The organism is Sphingomonas arenae, from assembly GCF_016924655.1.
Taxonomy (GTDB): Bacteria; Pseudomonadota; Alphaproteobacteria; order Sphingomonadales; family Sphingomonadaceae; genus Sphingomicrobium; species Sphingomicrobium arenae.
On sequence record NZ_JAFFJU010000001.1, the window covers coordinates 506,624 to 523,820 of the forward strand.

The window sequence follows — 17,197 nt, forward strand, 5'->3', positions numbered from 1 at the left end:
CCTCCCATGCACCGTTCAGCTAAACGCCCTTAGCGACGCACGCAGACGTCAGTAGAAGACCCGCTTGAGCTCCTATCGCCTTCGGTCCGCGCAGGAACAAAGTCCGCTCCGGCAGCGGGTGTCCGGCTTTGGGCTGGCGGTCGGGCTGAACCTGCTCGCTTTGCTGGTGCTGCTCGAGGCGGGAGTGATCGAGCCCGTGCCGATGAAGCGGTCCGGCGCGGTGGTGATCGACTTCATCAGCGATTCGCCTGAACCCGTTGCCGCCGCTCCGAAGGCTGCGCGCAAGGAACAGCCCCGGCAAGCGGAGCGCGAACCGGAGCCTGCCGTACCCAAGGTCCCGGAACCCAAGGTCGTCCTCCCCCCGAACGAGCTGCTTTATGTGCCCATGTCCCGGGCGGACATGGCGGCAGCGGACCTGCGCAACTTCCAGAAACCCGCGGACGGTCCAGCGCTGGCGCGCGATGACTCGGAGGCCGTCGGTCGTGGCCCGCGGGGCGAGGTGCTCTATGCGGCCGAATGGGCGCGCGAGCCGACCAATGCGGAGCTGGCCGGCTACCTGCCCCCGAACGCGCCGAGCGGCTGGGGCATGATCGCGTGCAAGACGGTGCCGGGAAACCGCGTGGACGACTGCGTGGAGCTGGGCAACGATCCGCCCGGCTCCCGGCTGGCCAGTGCAGTGCGGCAGGCGGCGTGGCAGTTCCGGGTGCGGCCGCCGCGCAAGAACGGCAAGCCGATGATCGGCGAGTGGGTCCGCATCCGGATCGAGTATCGCGGTTTGCGAGCCTAGGCCCGGGCGGCGGCCACCAGATAGTTGAGCCGCATGTCCTCGCTGAGGTGCAGGCCGCGGGTCGGGCTCCAGGCGATCCCTTCCATGTCCAGCACCTTCAGCCCCGCGTCGCCCATCAGCTTCGTCATGCCCTCGGGCGAGATGAACATGTCATAATCGTGGGTGCCGCGCGGGATCTGACCGAAGCCCTCGGCCAGCGTGATGGTGAGCAGCCGCGCCCACGCCGTGCGGTTAGGCGTGGAGAGGAGCAGCAGGCCGTCGGGGGCGAGGCGCTCCGCCAGCGAGCGGAGGAAGGCGATCGGCGAGGCGACATGCTCGATCACTTCCATGGCGGTGACGAGGTCGAATTGGCCCTCGACCTCTTCGACCCCGCAGGCGCGGTAGGTGATGGCGAGCCCCTGCCCTGCGGCATGCTCCCGCGCGGCGGCAATCAGTTCGGGCGCCGCATCGACGCCGGTGACCTCGGCGCCCAGGCGGGCAAGCGGCTCGCACAGCAGGCCTGCGCCGCAGCCGACGTCGAGCGCGCTCTTGCCCGACAGCGGCCTCAGCGTGCGTTCGTCGAGATGCCAGTGCTGGTCGATCCAGTCGCGGATGTAGCCGAGCCGCACGGGATTCAGGCGGTGCAGCATGGCGGACTTGCCCTTCGGGTCCCACCAGTCGCCCGCCAACGCGCCGAAGTGCTCGGCCTCGCGGGCTACGATACTCGTCTCGGACATCTCTTCCTCGCGCTCACGCTGAGCCTGTCGAAGCGTGCTTAGGCCGATGCCTGGCGGAAATACACCCTTCGACAAGCTCAGGGTGAGCGCGGTTGAGGGGTCAGGGTGAGCGCAAAGGATGGCCTAAGGGAGAGCGCGTGCAATGGCTCTAAAGTGAGCGCAGTTGCGAGCGTAGGCCTCTCCACTTACAGGCGCGCCATGGCTCGCATCGTGATGAAGTTCGGCGGCACCTCCATGGCGGGGATCGAGCGCATCCGCAGCGTGGCCGAGCGCGTCAGGCGCGAGGCTGACGCCGGCAACGAGGTGCTGGTGGTCGTCTCCGCCATGGCGGGCGAGACCGACCGGCTGGTGCAGTTCTGCAAGGAGGCCGCGCCGCTCCACGATCCGCGCGAATATGACGTGGTGGTCGCCAGCGGTGAGCAGGTCACGGCCGGGCTGCTGGCCATGACGCTGCAGGCCGCGGGGCTGAATGCGCGCAGCTTCATGGGTTGGCAGCTGGTGCAGGCGACGGGCGCTCACGGCAATGCGCGGGTGGAGGCGGTCGAGAGCGCCGTGCTGGACGAGGCGCTGAAGGCCGGCATCGTGTGCGTGATCCCGGGCTTCCAGGGCGTCAGCGAGGACCGGCGCATCGCCACGCTCGGGCGGGGCGGGTCCGACACCAGCGCCGTTGCGATCGCGGCCGGGGTGAAGGCGGACCGCTGCGACATCTACACGGACGTGGACGGGGTCTACACGACCGACCCGCGGATCGTGCCGCGCGCACGCAAGCTCCAGCAGATCACGTTCGAGGAGATGCTGGAATTGGCGGGTGTGGGCTCCAAGGTGCTGCAGGTGCGCTCCGTTGGGCTCGCCATGCGTGAGAAGCTGCCGCTCAGGGTCCTGTCCGCGTTCGAAGACAGGCCGGGAACCGAGATCGTCGAACGATTGGACGCAAGCATGGAAAGAAACGCCATCGCGGGTATCGCCGCCGACCGCAACGAGGCACGGGTCACGCTGACCGGCATCGCCGACCGGCCCGGCACCGTCGCCAACGTGATCCATCCGCTGAGCGAGGCGGGGATCAGCGTGGACATGATCGTCCATGCGGCGACGCCGAACACCGGGTCGTCCGACCTCACCTTCACGCTGCCGCGTGCGGGCCTCGCCCAGGCAATGAGCGTGATCGAGCAGCGCAAGGACGCGATCGGTTATGCCGAGATGATTACCGACGATCGGGTGGCGAAGGTCTCTATCGTGGGGGTGGGCATCCGCTCCAACCCCGCGTTGGCCGCGACCATGTTCGACACGCTGGCCGAGCGCGGCATCAACCTGCTCGCCGTCTCCGCCTCGGAGATCAAGGTGAGCGCCCTCATCGCCGAGGACGAGCTGGAATTGGCCGTCCGCGTCCTGCACAGCGCCTTCGGCCTCGACGCCGCCCCGGGAGTCTCCGCGTGAACCTTCAGACAAGCCCCATGCCCGCCGACAGCATCGGCCACCAGCGCCTGCGCGATCTGATGAAGCGGGGCTGCGATTTCCTCGGCTGCGAGGTCGCGGTGATGGGCGGCGCCATGAGCTGGGTGTCGGAGCGCAACCTCGTCTCCGCCATTTCGAACGCCGGCGGCTTCGGGGTGATCGCCTGCGGAGCGATGACGCCCGAGCTCCTGGATACGGAAATCGCAGAGACGAGGGCCCGGACGGATCGGCCGTTCGGCGTCAACCTCATCACGATGCACCCGCAATTGTTCGACCTCATCAACATTTGTGCGAAGCACAACGTCAGCCACGTAGTGCTGGCGGGGGGCTTGCCGCCGGGCGGCGCCATCGAGCGGATCAAGGGGCATGGGGCCAAGCTGATCGCCTTTGCTCCGGCGCTGAGCCTCGCGAAAAAGCTGATGCGCTCGGGCGTGGATGCGATCGTGATCGAAGGGATGGAGGCCGGCGGGCACATCGGCCCGGTCTCGACTAGCGTGCTCGCCCAGGAGATCCTGCCGCACATCTGCAACGACATCCCGGTGTTCGTCGCAGGTGGCATTGGCCGGGGGGAGGCGATCGCCGGCTACCTGGAGATGGGCGCGGCCGGCGTGCAGCTGGGGACGCGGTTCGTCTGCGCGACGGAGTGCATCGCGCACCCGAACTTCAAGCGTGCCTTCATCCGCGCATCGGCCCGCGATGCGGTGCCGAGCGTGCAGATCGACCCGCGGCTGCCGGTCATCCCCGTGCGCGCGCTCAAGAACAAGGAAACCGAGCGCTTCGCCGCCAAGCAGCGCGAGATCGCGGCCCAGCTCGACGGCAAGGAGCTGGAGATGGCCGAGGCCCAGCTCCAGATCGAGCATTACTGGGCCGGGGCACTCCGGCGAGCGGTGATCGACGGCGATGTGGAGACGGGCAGCGTCATGGCCGGACAGTCGGTCGGCATGGTGACCAAGGAGGAGCCGGTCGTCGACATCCTCCACACCCTGATGGAAGAGGCCGCGTCGGCGCTGGAGGCGCGCGCGTAGAGAAGCGAGCCACACACCGCCGGCCGCGAGAAAGGGAACGGACATGGCACTGGTGAGCGACGGAACCGTCACGGCATTCCTTTACACCACCGACGTGGACCGATGCCTTGCCTGGTATCAGGGGGTGATCGGCCTGCCCGCGCACGGCCGCGACGATTATGGGGCGTTCCTCAGCAGCGGGTCCGCACTGGTGCGCGTCACCGTGTTGCCTGACTTCAAGGCTGGGGAGCATCCAGTGCTCGGCTGGGACGTGCCCGACATCCGCGCTGCCGCCCAGGAGCTGCGTGAGAAGGGCGTGACCTTCACCGTCTACGACGACATGGGTCAGGACGAACTCGGCATCTGGAACTCGCCGGACGGCGAGACTAGGCTGGCCTGGTTCACCGACCCGGACGGCAATGTCCTGAGCCTATCGGAAACTCCGAACCGCTGAGCCAACCGGTCGACGATGTCGAGCAGGCGCCGCAGACGGTCGAGCGGCTGCACGAACGCATCTTCGCTGACCGGATCGCCGACCGCGTAGGCGAAATGGAAATCGAGGGCGTCAGCGAACGTCTTGTAGATCATGTTAAGGTGGAACGGGGGCTGTAGAACCACCAGGGTCGTCCCCTGCGGCGCCGTCATGACGGCGTGGGAAAGTGCCGAGCCCTCGGGCGAAATCACCACCCTCGCGGAGGAAAGCGTGCGCGCAATCTCCCACGGCGTGCTCGTCTCGGGCTTCAGGATGGCAAAGCCCAGGCCCGTCAGCATGGCTTCCACCTCGGCTTCGTTGGCAAGCGTCCGTCCGGCGCCGGACGAGCCGCGCGACATGAACACATGGCTGGGCCCGTCCGCTGGAACGGCGGCGCGGATGCGTGCCCGGATGCGCTGTAGCCGCGCGACCCGGTCGTCGCTCAACTCGTGGTCGTGCAGATACCAAAGCTCACCCACTCTCGCCGTGTCCACATGCCGCGCGGCAAGCCCGGAGAGTTGACGGTAGCCGGGCTCATGGACGCGGCCGGGAGGACTAGTCAGAACCAGCGGCTGCGAGCCCTGGTCACGGGCCCATAGCTCGTGGCTGAGGCCGTCCTTCAGCCAATGTCCGAAGTATCGTTCCGTCACGTAAGTGCTGCAAAAGGTGCCTTCGTCGAGCTGCTCGACGGGCGACCGGAGCAACATGCGCCTCCGCCGTTCGGCCACGACCGATAAGGCTGTGCGTGCCATCACCGTTCCATCTGCGATGATCACATCGCGAAGTCTCAGCGCGAAGCTCTCCCCTTGCCGTACCGGCTCGCATCGCAATCGGGCGAGGTTCGTCGAAGGCGTCGAGTCGGGGTGATGGCCGCGAGTGCGGTCTGCTTCATCGGGGAGTGAAATCAGCGGCTTCGAGGGCCGCTCCACGGGAGGCGCGATGACGCGGCGCTCCACAGCGGCATCCACCAGATGCCGCTTCCCGAGCCGCGCGAACAGGCGACTGGTCACGGGTCGGATGCTCAGCATGGCGTGCTCCAGGCAAAGGTCACGACGCATCACATCCGCGGCGATCAACACCGCTTCGGTGCTGAATGACGCGACGCGCTGTATGGTTCCCGCACCCACGGGGCTGACAGTTCCCGCGCAAACCTGTTAGCGGTGCGTCGATGCCCACCTCCGCCGCCGCCGCCGCCAGAGAGATCCTTACCGGTCTCCACGACGTCATGGCGAGGCGCGGCTCGGCGCAGGCCAAGCTCGACCACGTCGTCGATATTATCGCGGAGGCGCTGCAAAGCGAAGTCTGCTCGATCTACCTGCTCCGCGACAACAGCCTGGAGCTGTTCGCCACGCATGGCCTGCGCAAGGAAGCGGTGCACGTCACCCGGCTTTCGATGGGCCAAGGCCTGGTCGGCACGATCGCTGCGGAAGGCCGTATCCTCAACCTTGCCGAGGCATCCAGCCATCCCGCCTTCGTGTATCGTCCGGAGACTGGCGAGGAGAGCTTCCACAGCTTCGCGGGTGTGCCGATCATTCGCCGCGAAAGCGCGATCGGCGTTCTCGCCGTCCAGCATGCCGAACCGCGACGGTACGAAGATGTGGAGATCGAGGCCCTGCAGACGGTCGCCATGGTGCTTGCGGAACTGATCGCCGGTGCACGGCTGACCGACGGCGCGCAGCGGGGCGGCAGCCGTGATCGGGGGATGGTCCGGCTGGCGGGGCTGAAGCTGGTCGCAGGCATGGCCAAGGGCACTGCCGTCTTCCACCAGCCACGGGTGGTGGTCGAGCATACGGTCGCCGAGGACACGGAGCTGGAACGCGCCCGCGTCTATGCGGCCTTCCGCCGAATGCGCGAGCAGATCGAGAACATGACCCGGGAGGCGGAGTTCGGGACGGCCGGCGAGCATCAGGAGATCCTCGAGACCTACAAGATGTTCGCCTATGACGAAGGCTGGTCGCGGCGCATCAACGAGGCGATCGACAGCGGCCTGACCGCCGAAGCCGCGATCGAACGGGTCCAGCAGCGTACCCGCGCCCGGATGCAGGAGATCGACGATCCGCTCCTCAAGGAGCGGATGCACGACCTGGAGGACCTGTCCAACCGGCTGATGCGCATCGTGTCGGGGCGGCTCGGCACGGCTGCCCAGACCGGCCTCAACCGGGACGCGGTGTTGATCGCCCGCAACCTGGGTCCGGCGGAGCTGCTCGAATATGACCGGCGCCGACTGCGCGCTGTGGTGCTGGAAGAAGGGTCGCTGACCGCGCACATGACGATCGTGGCGCGGGCGATGGGGGTGCCCGTCATCGGCCGGGTCCACGATATCCGCCACATCGCGAACGAGGGCGATACGATCCTGGTCGATGGCGACCAGGGCAGTCTCGTCGTCCGCCCGACCGGCCAGACCACCGCCGCGTTCGATTCACGCATGGCGATGAGCCAGAAGCGTCGCGCCGAGTTCGCGGCCATTCGCCCGTTCCCGCCGATCACCAAGGACGGGCGGCGGTGCGAGCTGATGGTGAACGCCGGTCTGGCCGAGGATGCGGCGACGCTGGAGATCGCCGGCGCGGACGGTATCGGCCTGTTCCGCACCGAGTTCCAGTTCCTGATCTCCGCCACTTTGCCGGGGCGTGAAAGCCAGCAGCGGCTCTACAAGCAGGTGCTGGATGCGGCCGGCGACAAGCCCGTCGTCTTCCGGACGGTGGACATCGGCGGGGACAAGGCCCTGCCCTACCTCGCCGACGAGGAGAAGGACGAATCGGAGAACCCGGCCATGGGCTGGCGTGCGCTCCGGCTCAGCCTGTCGCGCTCGACCCTGATGAAGGCGCAGGCGCGCGCGTTGATCGAGGCGGCCGACCGAAGAGTGCTCCGCGTCATGTTCCCGATGGTCTCCGAGCCATGGGAATATGAAGAAGCGCGAGCCTTGTTCGAGGATCAGCTCGAATGGGCGCGGACCAACCGTAAGCCGTTGCCGAGCCGGGTGGAGTTCGGCGCGATGCTGGAGGTTCCGAGCCTCGCGGAGATGCTCGACTGCATCCTGCCGCGCCTCGACTTCCTCTCGATCGGCACCAACGACCTCACCCAGTTCCTGTTTGCGGCGGACCGCGCCGATCCGCGCCTGGCGGTTCGCTACGACTGGCTGTCGCCAGCTATCCTGCGGTTCCTTCGCCGCGTCGCCCGGGAGGCGACCGCGGCCCACGTTCCGGTCCGGGTCTGCGGGGAGATGGGCGGTCGCCCGCTGGAAGCCATGGCGCTCATCGGCCTCGGCATCGAGAACTTCTCCATCACGCCGGCAGCGGTCGGACCGGTCAAGGCGATGATCCGTTCGCTCGATGCCTCCGCCATTCGCGCACGCATGGAGCAGCTTCTCGCCAAGCCGCCGCGCGACATGCGCAAGGCGCTGACCGATTGGGCCCGCAAGCAAGGTGTCGTGATTGGTTAGTGAGACATGCCGCGCCAAGAGGCGTTGACAGGGACAGGTGCACCCTCAACAAGACGCGCGCAAATACCGGGCGGGAAACGGAACACGGATGGCCGAAATCGAAGCGGGTACCGAAGCGACGGTGGGCGAGCGACTGCGTGCCGCGCGCGAATCGCAGGGCCTCAGCCTAGAGGACATCGCCGCTCGGACCCGAATTCCTACGCGCCACCTGGAGAGCCTCGAAGCGGGCGAATGGGACCGCCTTCCGGCCCCCACCTACTCGCTCGGGTTCGCGAAGAGCTACGCAAGCGCCGTTGGGCTCGACCGGACCGAGATCGGCGACAGGCTGCGCGAGGAAATGGGCGGCACTCGCAGGGCCGCCGCGGTTCACGAGGTGTACGAGCCCGCCGATCCGGCGCGGGTCATGCCCAAGTGGCTGGTGATTGCGGCGATCGTCGGGGTGGTGGCGGTCGTCGCGGCGCTCCTGTTCCTGCGGCAGCGCGAGCTGTCGGAACCAGGGGAAACTCCGGCCGCTGCCGTGGAATCGCCGGTGGCTGTCTCAGGCGCGCAGAACCCCGCCGCGACCGCCACGCCATCCACGGCGGCGCCGTCCGGTCCGGTGGTGATCACGGCCAACGAGCCGGTGTGGATCCAAGTGACGGAGCGCGCCGGGCCCCGACTGTTCGAAGGCGAACTGCGCGCCGGTCAGAGCTTCCAGGTGCCGACCGATGCCAAGGCGCCGCTGCTGCGCACCGGCAAGCCGGAGGCCCTGCGCATTTCTGTCGGTACGGCCGATGCGCCGCCGGTCGGCCCGGCTGCGACCACCGTGCGTGACGTGAGCCTGCTCGCCGCGGACCTGATGCGTAGCGGCGGTGCAACGCCGGCGAACCCGGCGGCTGGCGCCCAGCGCTGATTCAGCGTGGAGCAAGCCCGGTGCCTGCAGCCATCAACCATCCGCACCCCTGATCGAGACCCATGATGCGCAGCCTTCTGATCGCCAGCACCGCTCTCACGCTCTTCGCCGCTCCCGCCGCGGCGCAACGGCAGCCTACGCCCGAACAGCGCATCGACAGGGTGGAACGGCAGCTCCGGCAGGTTCAGCGGCAGGTCTTCCCCCGGGGCCAGCCGGCCGACACCGCCGGATTCAGCGACGATCCGGCCGCCTCGCAAACGGTCGTCGTTGCCCTCTCCGCGCGGATCGACAACCTCGAACGCCAATTGGCGGACGTGACACGGCTGGCGGAGGAAAGCGGCAACCGGGTCGCTACGCTCGAAGCGGAGCTGGCTCGGCTTCGGGCAGACCAAGAAACCCGTTTGCGCGCCCTGGAGACCGGAGCCGCCACGGCATCGGGGACTGGCTCGAATGCACCCACGGAAGCACCTGCGACGAGCGAAAGCCCGCCGCCCCGCCCGCAGCCGAAGGTGGAGACACCCGCGACCACGCGGCCCTCCGCTACGGCTGCCACCGTTCCGGCAACACCGGCGACGGGCTCCTTCGCCGCCGACGGCGAAGCTGCCTATGACGTGGGCTTCCGCCTATGGGAGCAGAAGAAGTACAACGAGGCGATCGCGGCCCTGCGCGCAATGGCGTCCTCCTTCCCCGGTCATCGCCGGGTCAGCTGGGCCAACAACCTTGCCGGCCGCGCCCTTCTCGACAAGGGGGAGCCGCGCGCGGCGGCCGAGGCACTGCTGGCCAATTACCGCAGCAATCCCAAGGGCGAGCGGGCACCGGACAGCCTCTTCTATCTCGGTCAGTCGCTGATGGCGCTGAAGCAGCCCGGTCAGGCCTGCAAGGCTTATGCCGAGCTGGAGGACGTCTACGGCAGCACCATGCGCCCGGCCCTACGGGAGCTGCTGCCCGACGCCAAGCAGAAGGCCGGCTGCCGATAGGCGCCACGCCACCCTTTGCCGCGGGACCGGATTGCTCCACACCGCGCGCGATGGTGAGTGACTCCAGCCTGCAGCGCTTCCGGGCCGATCTCGACGCCCTAATGGGTTCGGGGCCGATCGGTGTCGCCGTGTCCGGAGGACCGGACAGCCTTGCGCTCCTGCTGCTGACCGCGGCCGCTCGGCCCGGAGCCGTGGAGGCTGCGACGGTCGATCACCAGTTGCGACCGGAAAGCGGCGCCGAAGCGGGCATGGTGGCGGAGGTCTGCGCGAGGTTGAACGTTTCCCACGCGGTGCTTGCCGTGTCGGTTCCGGCTGGAGCGAGCCTACAAGCCCAGGCACGGTCCGCTCGCTATGCCGCGCTCGAGGACTGGGCGAGGTCGCGCCACCTCCACGCCATCGCCACCGCGCATCACGCGGACGACCAGGCGGAAACCTTGCTCATGCGGTTGAGCAGGGGTGCAGGGCTCGGCGGTCTGGCGGGTGTCCGCGCATCACGCCTCTTGGGTGAAGTGCAGCTAATCCGCCCGCTCCTCGGCTGGCGCAAGCGGGAGCTGGAGGCGATCGTGGCGGACGCGGGACTTGAACCGCTCGAGGACCCGTCCAACCAGGATAAGCGGCACGACCGGACCCAGGCACGTCAGCTGCTCGCCGCCGTTCCCTGGCTCGACCCGGCCCTGATCGCCCGAAGCGCCGCGCATCTGGAGGACGCCGAAGAAGCGCTCCAGGCGGTCACGACTAGGCTTGCTGCCGAGCGGCTGGAGTTCGCGGACCGGCGGTGCCGGCTAGACGCCGCGGACCTACCGCGGGAGCTGCAGCGGAGGTTGTTGCTGGCCGCCATCACGCGACTGGATGGCCCGACCCCGCGCGGACCCGATCTCGACCGCGCGCTCGGCGTGCTGGCGCAAGGGGGCACCTGCACCCTGAGCGGCTTGAAGCTGGAGGGCGGACAGACCTGGCGCCTGTCCCCGGCGCCGCCGAGACGAGCCTAGTTGGCGCCCAGCGGACTGGCCATGAACGGCCGGCGCACCATCGACACGAACCCGTCGTAGATCGCCCGCGCGGCTTCCGCGATCGCGCGCGGCCGGTCCGTTCCTCCGCGCGCGAAGAACGCCACCGCCAAGCGGCGCCCGTCCGGCAAGGTGATGAACCCGACGTCGCTGGTGTAGTTGTTGAGCGTTCCGGTCTTATGGGCGACGGGGGTGAGGGGCGAGAGGAGGCCGCGCATCCGGTTCTTGCCCGTCTGGCACCGCGCCATGACACTGAGGAGATATTGCCGGCTGTACGGCGAGAGCACCTTGCCGCGATCGAGCTTCTTCAGCAGCTGCACCATCGCGTTGGGCGTGCTGCTGTCGCGGACGTCCCACAGATCGCGCTTGTCCGCCAGCAGCCGGGCGATCGTGCGATCCACGCGGATGTTGCTCAACCCATTGAAGCTCAGCCAGGTCTGGACGCTGGACGGTCCGCCGAGATTGCGAATGAGGGCGTCCGTCGCCGGATTGCTGCTGCGGATCAGCATCGCTTCCATCAGCTGCCGCGCCGTCTGCCCGCCGATCTGATCGTCGAGCGATCGCCGCCCGTGATCCACCTGCGCGAGGTAAGCGGCAGCCACGGCGACCTTGACCGTGCTCGCCATGGGATAGGCCTTGTCGCCGTTGATGCTGATCGCTTCACCCGTGTCGAGATCGAGGGCCGACACGCCATAGTCGCCCGGGCGCGAGGCCAGCAGGTAGGCCAGCTGCTGCTCCAGTGGCTGAAGGGTCGCACTGGTGGCCGCCAGCGCAGGCTGCGTGGCGAAAAGGGCGGAAAGCCAGCAGAACAGGGCAAGAACGCGCATCTCGTCTCCCGCGATCCCGGTGGTTCCGGTGCACTATCGCACCAAAAACCCAACCGGTTCCTTAACGTTGTCCGGTCGTGTCATGCCGGAACAAGCGAAGCATGGCAGCCCGTAGGGGATTCGGACTGTCGCTCTCCTGAACCTCCTCACCGCGACGTCCCTGCCCTGTGTTTCTGGCGGCACACCCGTCGGGCTCCATTGTTATTAAGGCCTGCTCGCCTATCTTGAGCGGCAAGACTCGCGGAGCGACGAAGACGCATGGACGACAAGAACAAGGACAAGAAGCCCGGCAATCCCTGGACCAAGAGCCTGCTGATCTGGGTTGGCGTGCTGTTCGGATTGGTGCTGTTCGCCCAGATGATCGAGGGTGGAAGCCGCACGGCCGCGGGCGATCCGATCGCCTATTCCGACTTCGTCCGTCAGGTGGACGAGGGCAATGTCCGCAGCGTCACCGTTGCGGCCGCCGCGACCGGCACGCAGACCATCAGCGGCAAGCTTGGCAATGGTCAGTCCTTCCGCACCACGGCCCCTGCCGACGCACAGGTCACCGAGCGGCTGATCCAGAAGGGCGTGCAGGTTCAGGCCAAGGAAGCCGAGCAGTCGAGCTTCTGGCTGATCCTGCTCTACCAGTCGCTGCCGTTCATCCTGATCCTGGGCGTGTCCTTCTTCATCATGCGCCAGATGCAGAAGAACGCGGGCTCCGGCGCCATGGGCTTCGGCAAGAGCCGCGCGCGCATGCTGACCCAGAAGGAGGGCCGCGTGACCTTCGCGGACGTCGCCGGCATCGACGAGGCTCGTGAGGAACTGCAGGAGATTGTCGAGTTCCTGAAGGACCCGGGCCGCTTCGCCCGCCTGGGCGGCAAGATCCCGAAGGGCGCGCTGCTCGTCGGCTCGCCGGGCACCGGCAAGACCCTGCTCGCCCGCGCCATTGCGGGTGAGGCGGGCGTGCCCTTCTTCACTATTTCAGGCTCGGACTTCGTGGAGATGTTCGTCGGCGTCGGCGCGAGCCGCGTCCGCGACATGTTCGAGCAAGCCAAGAAGTCGGCACCGTGCATCGTCTTCATCGACGAAATCGACGCCGTGGGCCGTCACCGCGGCGCAGGCCTCGGCAACGGCAATGACGAGCGCGAGCAGACGCTGAACCAGCTGCTCGTCGAAATGGACGGCTTCGAGGCGAACGAGGGGATCATCATCATCGCCGCGACCAACCGTCCGGACGTGCTCGATCCCGCCCTGCTGCGCCCGGGTCGCTTCGACCGCCAGGTCGTCGTGCCGCGGCCCGACATCGAGGGCCGCGAGCAGATCCTGGGCGTCCACATGAAGAAGGTGCCGCTGGCCCCCGACGTGGACGCGCGCGTCATCGCCCGTGGCACTCCGGGCTTCTCCGGCGCGGACCTCGCCAACCTCGTCAACGAAGCGGCCCTGCTCGCCGCCCGCAAGGGCAAGCGGCTGGTCGCCATGCAGGAGTTCGAGGAGGCCAAGGACAAGGTGCTGATGGGCACCGAGCGCAAGTCCATGGTCATGACCGAGGACGAGAAGCGCATGACCGCCTACCACGAGGCTGGTCACGCCATCGTCGCGCTGCACGAGCCCGCGTCCGACCCGATACACAAGGCCACCATCATCCCGCGCGGCCGCGCACTGGGCATGGTGATGCGCCTGCCGGAGCGGGATAATTACAGCTACCACCGGGACAAGATGCACGCGAACTTGGCCGTCGCCATGGGCGGCCGCGTCGCCGAGGAGATCATCTTCGGCTACGACAAGGTGAGCTCCGGCGCGTCGTCGGACATTCAGTATGCAACCGGCCTGGCCCGGGACATGGTGACCCGCTGGGGCATGTCGGATGCGCTCGGCCCGCTGCAATATGCGGATGCCGACGAGGAGGTGTTCCTCGGCTATTCGATGAACCGCCAGCGCCACATGTCGAACGAGACGGCGCAGCTGATCGACAAGGAGATCCGGCGGATCGTCGATGGCGGCTACGAGCGTGCCCGGACGCTTTTGACCGAGCATGAGGAGCAGCTGCACAGCCTGGCCAAGGCGCTGCTCGAATATGAGACGCTGTCCGGCGAGGAGATCAAGACTATCCTCGACGGCGGCACCGTGGATCGTGGGCATTCCACCAAGCCGGTCATCCCCGCCGCCGGCTCGTCCATTCCCAAGAGCCGCAAGCCTAAGGCAGGCTTTGGCGGGGCGGCTCCGGCCGGGGCCTGACGTGGTCCGGGGAGCGTTCCTGGCAGCCGCGTTGCTGCTGGCCGCGCTCCCCGCCCAGGCCGCTCCTGCCGGATCGGCACAGAACTTCCTCGATCGTGCCAATCGGCTGAAGGCCAAGGGTCCCCTCGCCTTGTTCGACAGCGATTATCGCCGCCTCAAGGATGAGGCGACCGCTGCGGGCACGTCCATTCGCCTGGAGCGGGAAGCCGCCGAACGAACCGGTCGGCCAATCCTCTACTGCTCGCCCAAACCGCGGGCGGAGCTGGGGCAGACCGAGTTCCTCCGCGGCCTCGAGGCCATTCCACCCGCCGAACGCGCCCGGGTCAGCCTGCGCGCGGCCATGCTGAGGATCCTCCAGAAAAAGTATCCCTGCCGGCGGTAAGCCGTTAAACGCGCGTTCAGCCGGTGGACCCTCTTCTGGCGTTCATCACGTCGGGGAGGTTCTTCTTGCGTCTTGCCATTCTTGTCGCGGCCGTGCTGGCTGCCACGCCGTCGGTCGCCACCGCTCAGAACATGAACGCACAGCTGTTTCATGAGAGGGCAACCGCGCTCAAGAAGAAGGGCGCGATGGCCATTTTTTCCCGCGGCGAGATCAAGGCGTTGATGACCGAAGGGCAGGCCGCCGGGCTCAAGGCCCGCGAACACCGCCTTGCCGCGGCCAAGTCGGGCACCAAGGCCCGTTTCTGTCCGCCCGAAGGCAAGCAGAGCATGGACAGCACCGAATTCATGAAGCGGCTTTCCGCCATCCCCGAAGCCGAGCGGCGCAAGATCGACATGAGCGAGGCGACCTTGCGCATCCTCGCGGCCAAGTACCCGTGCCGCGGCTAGGCTAGTCGAAGATACCAAGCGTCAGCAGAACCAGCAGAAACAGCGTCGTGGTGACCGCGACGACGAACACCAGAGCGATCGTGCGCCACAGCGCTCCAACCCTGCTGAGCTGATAAGCGCCCTTCAGTTGGCGATACATATGGAACGGCGGGATAAGCCAGAGCAGGCCTGACATATTGGCCAGGCCGAGGCGGATCATCACCGCTGCCACAACCGCCAACAACGTCATGAAGCAGAGCGAATAAGTCACGAAGATCGTGTGGTCGTATAGCCGGAAGCGCCGGCTGAACGGGAAGAGCAGCCACATGAATGGGACGCTCAGCGGAATGAGCATCCAGCTGAACTTGTACGCGTTGGTCTTGAGCTTGAAGAAAAGCAGGTCCGGGTTCCTGGCGACCTTTTCGATCGGCTCGCGCAGCCACGGGGGAATCGAGGCCCGCTCTTCCGCCGTATCGAGCTTCAGCACCCGCTGGTCGCGAAATGCCTCGGTGACCTGCAGGTCGTCGCGCGCCGCCTGCAGTTTCCGGTCGATGTCCGCGGTGGGACGCTGCTGGGCCACTGCGGCGGCGCGTTCCGCTTCCAACCGGCGGACGAGTTCGCGCTGCTGGTTGGCGCTATTCTCGATCCCTTCCCGGAGCTGGTCTCCTGACGCCATGTTCAGCGTTCCGGTCAGTCCCAGCACCGCAAACATCAGGAACACGCAGAACAGAAACAGCGCGATTGGCGAGACGAAGCTGGCGCGCTGCCCCTCGATGTAGCGCCGGGTCAGCTCGCCCGGGCGCCACGCGAGCATCGGCAGGGTGCGCCAGATCTTTCCCTCGAAGTGGAACACGCCGTGCAGCAGGTCATGGCCGAAGGCATGAAGCGAGCGGTGCACGTGCGCCCGCTGCCCGCAGGCATGGCAATAATCCCCGACGAGGCCCGTGCCGCAGTTGAGGCAGGACCGTTCCTGCGTATGGCCGTCCGCGCCGACCGGTGCCCCGGTTCGCGGTTCAACCGCTGCCCCGAGAACGCCGCCCGTGACTGCATCTGCGATCGGCTCGACTGCGGTCATTCCTGTTCCCCTGAGCCGACAGTGGCTCAATCCGTCGTGTGCTGCTAGTCCTCCCATTGTGCGGCGCATCGGGCTTCTGGGGGGCAGCTTCAATCCGGCCCATCGCGCGCACCGGCGGATGAGCCTGGCGGCGATGGAGGCGCTTGGCCTTGACGAGGTCTGGTGGCTGGTCTCGCCCGGCAATCCGCTGAAGTCCGCTACCGGCATGGCGCCCTTCGCTGCCCGCCTTGCCTCCGCCCGGCTGCAGGCACGGCGAGCGCCGATCAAGGTCAGTGACTTCGAGGCGCGGGTGGGGACCCGCTACACGGTGGACACCCTTCACAAGTTGCTCGCCCGCCATCCCCGGCACCGCTTCGTCTGGCTGATGGGGGAGGACACTGTGGCGCAATTCCATCAGTGGCGGCGCTGGCGTGACTTGGCGCGAATGGTCCCGATTGCCGTGCTTTCCCGGCCCGGGTATGATGACGACGCCCGCGCGGCTCGCGCGATGGGCTGGCTCCGGCGCTTCGTCCGACCCCGGGGCCAGGCAAGAGACTGGACGCGTTGGAGTGCACCGGCGATTATCTTCCTGAGGCTTCCGCCCGACCGGACCTCCGCCACCGCCCTCCGCGCGCTCGACCCCGATTGGCACAACCGTTTCGCCTGCAACATGAGCGGGCCTTCGCGCGTTGACCCCGACAACAACAGGAGAGAACTTGGCCGACGACCCTAAAGAAGCTGGCGCTCCCGCTGTCGCCACGGTGGAAGAGCTTCACCGAAGCGTGCTCCAGTCGCTGGATGACGACCAGGCCGTCGAAGTCGTTTCCATCCCGCTGGCGGGCAAGTCGAGCATTGCCGATCACATGGTCATCGCCTCGGGCCGCTCGACGCGGCAGGTGGCGTCCATGGCCACCAAGCTCGCCGACCGCCTGAAGAAGGAGTTCGGGAAGAATGTCCGGGTCGAAGGGCTGCCGGCTGCCGACTGGGTCCTGATCGACGCCGACGACGTCATCGTCCACCTGTTCCGTCCGGAGGTCCGCACCTTCTACAATCTCGAGCGCATGTGGGCGTTCGGGGACGAGCCGGTGAAGCAGGCGGCGGGCGCTTCCCCGGCCTGACTTGCTCCTCCACATCACCGCCCGCGGGAAGATTGGTCGCTCGCCCGAAGCCGAGCTGGTCGACCGCTACCTGAAGCGCATCACCTGGCCGACCAGACTGACGGAACTGCCCGATCGAGGTGGCACCGTTCCCCCGCTCCCCACCAACAGCATCACCATTGCGCTGGACGAGCGTGGAGCGGCGCTCTCCTCCGTCGACCTGGCGCGAAAGCTGGAGCTTTGGAGGGACTCGGGAAAACGCGAGGCGCGCTTTCTGATCGGCGGGGCGGATGGCCATGGCGAGGAGAGCCGCGCCTCGGCCGACCTGCTGCTGAGCTTCGGGCCGGCGACATGGCCGCACCTATTGGTCCGGGCAATGCTCGCCGAACAATTGTTCCGGGCCACATCCTTCCTTGCAGGACACCCCTATCATCGCGAAGGATAGCGGC

The 17,197-nt window shown here is 67.4% G+C and carries 18 protein-coding genes; 14 read left to right on the forward strand and 4 right to left on the reverse strand.

Going from position 1 to position 17,197, the window contains the following annotated elements:
- The first annotated feature begins 64 nt into the window (after nucleotides 1-64).
- On the forward strand, nucleotides 65-787 hold the full coding sequence (locus JT720_RS02555) for a hypothetical protein (protein ID WP_237219618.1): 723 nt from the start codon (nucleotides 65-67) through the stop codon (nucleotides 785-787).
- Here the strand turns inward: JT720_RS02555 and ubiG are convergent.
- Nucleotides 784-1,503: a bifunctional 2-polyprenyl-6-hydroxyphenol methylase/3-demethylubiquinol 3-O-methyltransferase UbiG gene (ubiG, locus tag JT720_RS02560; protein WP_205479157.1), complete on the reverse strand. Its 720-nt coding sequence runs from the start codon at nucleotides 1,501-1,503 to the stop codon at nucleotides 784-786. The genes JT720_RS02555 and ubiG overlap by 4 nt on opposite strands.
- 198 nt (nucleotides 1,504-1,701) lie before the next feature.
- Between ubiG and JT720_RS02565 the strand changes: the two genes are divergently transcribed.
- The 3 genes from JT720_RS02565 to JT720_RS02575 are packed head-to-tail and all read left to right on the forward strand — an operon-like array spanning nucleotide 1,702 to nucleotide 4,413.
- Nucleotides 1,702-2,937 (forward strand): aspartate kinase, encoded by a 1,236-nt coding sequence (locus tag JT720_RS02565; RefSeq protein WP_205479158.1) that lies wholly within the window; start codon nucleotides 1,702-1,704, stop codon nucleotides 2,935-2,937.
- A gap of 59 nt (nucleotides 2,938-2,996) precedes the next feature.
- On the forward strand, nucleotides 2,997-3,980 hold the full coding sequence (locus JT720_RS02570; RefSeq protein ID WP_205480130.1) for an NAD(P)H-dependent flavin oxidoreductase: 984 nt from the start codon (nucleotides 2,997-2,999) through the stop codon (nucleotides 3,978-3,980).
- A 43-nt stretch (nucleotides 3,981-4,023) separates the two neighbouring features.
- On the forward strand, nucleotides 4,024-4,413 hold the full coding sequence (locus tag JT720_RS02575; protein WP_205479160.1) for a VOC family protein: 390 nt from the start codon (nucleotides 4,024-4,026) through the stop codon (nucleotides 4,411-4,413).
- Here JT720_RS02575 and JT720_RS02580 read toward each other — a convergent pair.
- Nucleotides 4,305-5,459, reverse strand: coding sequence for a glycosyltransferase family 61 protein (locus JT720_RS02580; RefSeq protein WP_205479161.1), 1,155 nt, complete (start codon nucleotides 5,457-5,459; stop codon nucleotides 4,305-4,307). The genes JT720_RS02575 and JT720_RS02580 overlap by 109 nt on opposite strands.
- 140 nt (nucleotides 5,460-5,599) lie before the next feature.
- Here JT720_RS02580 and ptsP point away from each other — a divergent pair, with 140 nt between their 5' ends.
- The 4 genes from ptsP (at nucleotide 5,600) to tilS (ending at nucleotide 10,728) form a co-directional block, all read left to right on the forward strand.
- Complete coding sequence (gene ptsP, locus JT720_RS02585) at nucleotides 5,600-7,870, forward strand: phosphoenolpyruvate--protein phosphotransferase (RefSeq protein ID WP_205479162.1); 2,271 nt, start codon at nucleotides 5,600-5,602, stop codon at nucleotides 7,868-7,870.
- Between the two features lie 88 nt (nucleotides 7,871-7,958).
- The gene (locus JT720_RS02590) at nucleotides 7,959-8,762 is read left to right on the forward strand and encodes a helix-turn-helix domain-containing protein (RefSeq protein WP_205479163.1); all 804 of its coding nucleotides are present in this window, start codon (nucleotides 7,959-7,961) and stop codon (nucleotides 8,760-8,762) included.
- A gap of 62 nt (nucleotides 8,763-8,824) precedes the next feature.
- The gene (locus tag JT720_RS02595; RefSeq protein ID WP_205479164.1) at nucleotides 8,825-9,739 is read left to right on the forward strand and encodes a tetratricopeptide repeat protein; all 915 of its coding nucleotides are present in this window, start codon (nucleotides 8,825-8,827) and stop codon (nucleotides 9,737-9,739) included.
- Nucleotides 9,740-9,789: 50 nt separating this feature from the next.
- Entirely contained in the window at nucleotides 9,790-10,728 is a 939-nt protein-coding gene (tilS, locus tag JT720_RS02600) for a tRNA lysidine(34) synthetase TilS (RefSeq protein ID WP_205479165.1), read from the forward strand.
- On the opposite strand, the gene JT720_RS02605 is transcribed toward tilS, so the two are convergent.
- Nucleotides 10,725-11,573, reverse strand: a complete 849-nt coding sequence (locus tag JT720_RS02605; RefSeq protein WP_237219619.1) for a serine hydrolase — start codon at nucleotides 11,571-11,573, stop codon at nucleotides 10,725-10,727. The two genes, tilS and JT720_RS02605, sit on opposite strands and share 4 nt — an antisense overlap.
- A 258-nt stretch (nucleotides 11,574-11,831) precedes the next feature.
- Between JT720_RS02605 and ftsH the strand changes: the two genes are divergently transcribed.
- The 3 genes from ftsH (at nucleotide 11,832) to JT720_RS02620 (ending at nucleotide 14,618) form a co-directional block, all read left to right on the forward strand.
- The gene (ftsH, locus tag JT720_RS02610) at nucleotides 11,832-13,790 is read left to right on the forward strand and encodes an ATP-dependent zinc metalloprotease FtsH (protein WP_205479166.1); all 1,959 of its coding nucleotides are present in this window, start codon (nucleotides 11,832-11,834) and stop codon (nucleotides 13,788-13,790) included.
- 1 nt (nucleotide 13,791) lies between these two features.
- On the forward strand, nucleotides 13,792-14,172 hold the full coding sequence (locus JT720_RS02615; protein ID WP_205479168.1) for a hypothetical protein: 381 nt from the start codon (nucleotides 13,792-13,794) through the stop codon (nucleotides 14,170-14,172).
- Between the two features lie 65 nt (nucleotides 14,173-14,237).
- Entirely contained in the window at nucleotides 14,238-14,618 is a 381-nt protein-coding gene (locus JT720_RS02620; protein WP_205479170.1) for a hypothetical protein, read from the forward strand.
- A gap of 1 nt (nucleotide 14,619) precedes the next feature.
- On the opposite strand, the gene JT720_RS02625 is transcribed toward JT720_RS02620, so the two are convergent.
- The gene (locus tag JT720_RS02625) at nucleotides 14,620-15,672 is read right to left on the reverse strand and encodes a DUF3667 domain-containing protein (protein ID WP_205479171.1); all 1,053 of its coding nucleotides are present in this window, start codon (nucleotides 15,670-15,672) and stop codon (nucleotides 14,620-14,622) included.
- 58 nt (nucleotides 15,673-15,730) lie between these two features.
- Between JT720_RS02625 and JT720_RS02630 the strand changes: the two genes are divergently transcribed.
- Genes JT720_RS02630 through JT720_RS02640 form a run of 3 tightly spaced genes read left to right on the forward strand, consistent with a single transcriptional unit; the run spans nucleotide 15,731 to nucleotide 17,193 of the window.
- Entirely contained in the window at nucleotides 15,731-16,384 is a 654-nt protein-coding gene (locus tag JT720_RS02630) for a nicotinate-nucleotide adenylyltransferase (protein WP_205479173.1), read from the forward strand.
- Complete coding sequence (rsfS, locus tag JT720_RS02635; RefSeq protein ID WP_237219620.1) at nucleotides 16,368-16,769, forward strand: ribosome silencing factor; 402 nt, start codon at nucleotides 16,368-16,370, stop codon at nucleotides 16,767-16,769. The genes JT720_RS02630 and rsfS overlap by 17 nt, the downstream gene beginning before the upstream one ends.
- A gap of 1 nt (nucleotide 16,770) precedes the next feature.
- On the forward strand, nucleotides 16,771-17,193 hold the full coding sequence (locus JT720_RS02640; RefSeq protein ID WP_205479174.1) for a 23S rRNA (pseudouridine(1915)-N(3))-methyltransferase RlmH: 423 nt from the start codon (nucleotides 16,771-16,773) through the stop codon (nucleotides 17,191-17,193).
- Nucleotides 17,194-17,197 lie beyond the last annotated feature (4 nt).